Source organism: Actinomadura rubrobrunea NBRC 15275 (genome assembly GCF_001552235.1).
GTDB classification, from domain to species: domain Bacteria; phylum Actinomycetota; class Actinomycetes; order Streptosporangiales; family Streptosporangiaceae; genus Spirillospora; species Spirillospora viridilutea.
In genome coordinates this window covers 1-4,674 of the sequence record NZ_BCQU01000173.1, presented here as the reverse complement: position 1 = coordinate 4,674, position 4,674 = coordinate 1, and the positions used below count along the sequence as shown (strand labels likewise).

The window sequence follows — 4,674 nt, the reverse complement described above, 5'->3', positions numbered from 1 at the left end:
GCACGGCGGCCGCGGCGGCGCAGGCGCGGCCCGTCGGCGTACGCGGTGCTGGTCGGCATGGCCGCGCTCGCCGGGATCATGCTGATCCCGTTCGTCGTGGTGGTGTTCAACGCGCTGAAGACGCCGGCGGAGTACACCGCCAACGGGCCGCTGGCGCCGCCCGAGGGCCTCTACCTGGGCGGCATGCGGGACTTCTGGGAGCGCGTCGGGTTCGGCCGGGTGCTGTTCAACAGCTTCCTGATCAGCGCGTCGGTCGCGGTCGGCGCGGTGCTGCTGTCGGTGCTCAACGCCTACGCCCTGGGCATCGGACGGGTCAAGGGCCGCATGTGGGTGCTGGTCGCGCTGCTGATGGCCAACACGCTGCCGCAGGAGGCGCTGGTCTACCCGCTGTTCTACCTGTCCAAGCAGGTCGGGCTGTACGACACCCGGCTCGGCGTGATCATCGTGTTCACCGTCATCCAGAGCGCGTTCGGCACCTACCTGCTGTCGTCGGTGCTGTCGACGTTCCCGCGGCCGCTGCTGGAGGCGGCGCGGATCGACGGCGCGGGCCGCTGGCAGATCCTGTGGCGGGTCGTGGTGCCGGTGGTGCGGCCGACCCTGTCGGTCCTGCTGGTCTTCTTCTTCATCTGGACCTGGAACGAGTTCCTCATCCCCCTGGTCTTCCTGCAGTCCAACGACAATCAGACGGTCTCGGTGGCGCTCGGCGTGCTGCACGGGCAGCGGCTCATGGACGCCACCATGTCCAGCGCCGCGGCGCTGCTCGGACTGATCCCGACCGTCGTCTTCTTCCTCGTCTTCCAGCGCACGTTGTCGCGCGGACTCACGGCTGGAGCCATCAAATGAAGTTCACCGACGGCTACTGGATGATGCGCGAGGGCGTCCACGCGTCCTACCCGGCGCAGGTGCTCGACGTCGACGCCGGAACCGGCTCGTTCGTCGTGCACGCGCCCGCGCATCGCATCCGGCACCGCGGCGACCTGCTCAAGGGGCCGGTGGTGACGCTGACGTGCTCCTCGCCCATGCGGGACGTCGTCGGCGTCACCATCACCCACTTCGCCGGGGGGCGGGCGCCGCACCCGGAGTTCGAGGTGGCCGCCGACCCCGACGTCGAGGCGACCGTGACCGTGGACGACGACGCGGCCGCCCTGACCTCCGGGGACCTGACCGTGCGGGTGGCGCGCGGCGACGAGTGGCGGGTGGACTTCCTGGCCGGAGGGCGCCGGCTGACCGGCAGCGGCTTCAAGGCCATGGCGCTCATCGACACCGACGACGGCCGCCACTACGTGCGCGAGCAGCTCGACCTCGGCGTCGACCACTTCGTCTACGGGCTCGGCGAGCGGTTCGGCCCGCTGGTCAAGAACGGCCAGTCCGTCGACATCTGGAACGCCGACGGCGGCACCGCCAGCGAGCAGGCGTACAAGAACGTCCCGTTCTTCCTGACCAACGCCGGGTACGGGGTGTTCGTCGACCACCCGGGCCGGGTGTCGTTCGAGGTGGCGTCCGAGTCGGTGGCCCGCACGCAGTTCAGCGTCGAGGGCCAGTCGATGCGCTACTACCTGATCTACGGGCCGACGCCCCGGGAGATCCTGCGCAAGTACACGGCGCTGACGGGGCGGCCGGCGCGGGTGCCGGACTGGTCGTTCGGGCTGTGGCTGTCCACCTCGTTCACCACCTCCTACGACGAGGAGACCGTCACCTCCTTCATCGAGGGGATGGCGCGGCGGGACCTGCCGCTGAGCGTGTTCCATTTCGACTGCTTCTGGATGCGCGAGTTCCAGTGGTGCGATTTCGAATGGGACCCGCGGGTGTTCCCCGATCCGCCCGGCATGCTGCGCCGCCTCAAGGACCGCGGGCTGCGGATCTGCGTGTGGATCAACCCGTACATCGGGCAGCGGTCCCCGCTGTTCGAGGAGGCCAAGGCGCACGGCTACCTGTTGAAACGGCCGAACGGCGACGTGTGGCAGTGGGACAAGTGGCAGCCCGGCTGCGCGGTGGTCGACTTCACCAACCCCGAGGCCCGGGAATGGTACGCCGCCAAGCTGGACGCCCTGCTCGACATGGGCGTGGACTGCTTCAAGACCGACTTCGGCGAACGCATTCCCACCGACGTGGAGTTCTTCGACGGCTCGGACCCCGAGCGCGCCCACAACTACTACACCTACCTCTATAACCAGACGGTTTTCGAATTGCTGCGCAAGCGGAGGGGCGAGGGCGAGGCGGTGGTGTTCGCCCGGTCCGCCACCGCGGGCTCGCAGCGTTTCCCCGTGCACTGGGGCGGCGACTGCGAGTCGACGTTCGAGGCGATGGGGGAGAGCCTGCGCGGCGGCCTGTCGCTGGGCATGTCCGGGTTCGGTTATTGGAGCCACGACATCGGGGGCTTCGAGGGGACGCCCGACCCCGCCCTGTTCAAACGGTGGATCGCCTTCGGGCTGCTGTCGTCGCACAGCCGCCTGCACGGCAGCCACTCCTACCGGGTCCCGTGGCTGTTCGACGAGGAGTCGGTGGACGTCCTGCGCCGCTTCACCCGGTTGAAGATGCGGCTCATGCCGTACCTGGCGGGCGCGGCGCGGCAGGCGTACGAGGAGGGCCTGCCGATGATGCGCGCGATGGTGGTGGAGTTCCCCGACGACCCGGCCTGCACCCACCTGGAACGGCAGTACATGCTGGGCGACGACCTGCTCGTCGCGCCGGTGTTCTCCGCCGACGGCGAGGTCGCCTACTACGTGCCCGACGGCGTGTGGACGCACTACCTGACGGGCGAGAAGGTGCGCGGCGGGCGCTGGGTGCGCGAGCGGCACGGGTTCGACAGCCTGCCGCTGCTCGCGCGGCCCGGCGCGGTGATCCCCGAGGGCGCGGTGGACGACCGGCCCGACTACGACCACGCCGACGGGGTGACGCTGCGGGTCTACGAGCTCGCCGACGGCGCCCGCGTCGCCACCGAGATCCCCGCCCCGGTCGGCGGGGGGACCGCCGCGTCGTTCGTCACCTCCCGGGACGGCGCGGTGGTCCGGGTGGCGGCCGAGTTCCCCGGGGGCGCGGCCGTATCGTGGAACGTCCTGCTGGTGGGGGTGCGCGGCGTCGCCTCCGTGGAGGGCGGCGCGCTCGTCGAGCACGAGCAGGGCGCCCTCGTCCACGCCACGTCCGCCGAGATCGTCATCAACCTGGAGGCCCGATGACCTTCCCCGACGACTTCCTGTGGGGTGCGGCCACCGCGTCGTACCAGATCGAGGGGGCCGCCGCCGAGGACGGCCGGACCCCGTCCATCTGGGACACCTTCAGCCACACCCCGGGCCGGGTGCTGAACGGCGACACCGGCGACGTGGCCACCGACCACTACCACCGGTGGCGCGAGGACGTGGCGGCGATGGCGGAGATGGGGCTGACCGCCTACCGCTTCTCCATCTCCTGGTCGCGGGTGCTGCCCGAGGGGCGGTTCAACCCGCGGGGCGTCGACTTCTACTCGCGGCTGGTGGACGCCCTGCTCGAGCGCGGCATCAAGCCCGTCGTCACCCTCTACCACTGGGACCTGCCGCAGGAGCTGGAGGACGCGGGCGGCTGGCCGGAGCGCGACACCGCGTACCGCTTCGCCGACTACGCGGTCCGCGTCGGCCAGGCGCTCGGCGACCGGGTGCACACGTGGTCGACGCTGAACGAGCCGTGGTGCTCGGCGTTCCTCGGGTACGCCTCCGGCGTGCACGCGCCGGGCCGCACCGACCCGGTGGCGGCGCTGACCGCCGCGCACCACCTCAACCTGGCGCACGGTCTGGCCAACCGGGCGCTGCGCGACGTGGTGGCGCCGTCGGCGCGGCACTCGGTCACCCTCAACCTGCACCACGTGCGCGGCGCGTCGGACGCGGCGGAGGACCGGGACGCGGCGCGGAAGGTGGACGCGGTCGCCAATCGGATCTTCCTCGGCCCGATGCTCGGCGACGGCTACCCGGCCGACCTGCTGGAGGACACCGCCGCCGTCACCGACTGGTCGTTCGTGCGCGACGGCGACGAGAAGACCATCGCGGCGCCGCTGGACGTGCTCGGCGTCAACTACTACAGCCCGACCCGGGTGCGGCACTGGGACGGCGCGTCCCCGCGCGAGCACGACGACGGCCACCGCCCGGGCGCGGCCAGCCCGTTCGTGGGCTGCGACGACGTGGAGTTCCCGCGCCAGCCCGGCCCCTACACCGCGATGGGCTGGCCGATCGACGCGACCGGCCTGGAGGAGCTGCTGCTGCGCCTGCACCGCGACCACCCGGGCGTGCCGTTGATGATCACCGAGAACGGCGCCGCCTTCGACGACCGCGTGGAGGACGCGGGGGCGTCCCCCGGCGGCGGGGGCGCGGGCGCGCGGCGGGTGCACGACGACCGCCGCATCTCCTACCTGCGCGACCACATCGCCGCGATGCGCCGGGCCATGGACGCCGGGGTCGACGTCCGCGGCTATTTCGCCTGGTCGCTGCTGGACAACTTCGAGTGGGCCTACGGCTACTCCAAGCGGTTCGGACTGATCCACGTCGACTACGCCACCGGCGGCCGCACCTGGAAGGACAGCGCCTACTGGTACCGCGACCTCATCGCCGCCGGCGGCGTCCCCTCGGACGCGCCATGACCGGAGCGGGAGGCGGGCGCGGCGTGCCGCGCGCCGCGGCGTGCGCCGGCGGCGGTGGCGGCGGGACCGCC

3 protein-coding genes are annotated in these 4,674 nt (G+C 71.8%); all 3 read left to right on the top strand.

Annotated features, from left to right (window positions below; all coding sequences use genetic code 11):
- A partial coding sequence (locus AR3_RS28600) for a carbohydrate ABC transporter permease (RefSeq protein WP_067918699.1) occupies window positions 1-843 on the top strand: 843 nt, incomplete at its 5' end.
- Window positions 840-3,176, top strand: coding sequence for an alpha-xylosidase (yicI, locus tag AR3_RS28595; protein ID WP_067918697.1), 2,337 nt, complete (start codon window positions 840-842; stop codon window positions 3,174-3,176). The genes AR3_RS28600 and yicI, both read left to right, overlap by 4 nt.
- Window positions 3,173-4,603, top strand: coding sequence for a GH1 family beta-glucosidase (locus AR3_RS28590; RefSeq protein WP_067918695.1), 1,431 nt, complete (start codon window positions 3,173-3,175; stop codon window positions 4,601-4,603). Before yicI ends, AR3_RS28590 begins: the two co-directional genes overlap by 4 nt.
- Window positions 4,604-4,674: the final 71 nt, after the last annotated feature.

Excerpts from the sequence above, each read along its gene's own strand:
- yicI (WP_067918697.1), top strand. The coding sequence starts at position 840 with ATGAAGTTCACCGACGGCTACTGGATGATGCGCGAGGGCGTCCACGCG.
- AR3_RS28590 (WP_067918695.1), top strand. The coding sequence starts at position 3,173 with ATGACCTTCCCCGACGACTTCCTGTGGGGTGCGGCCACCGCGTCGTAC.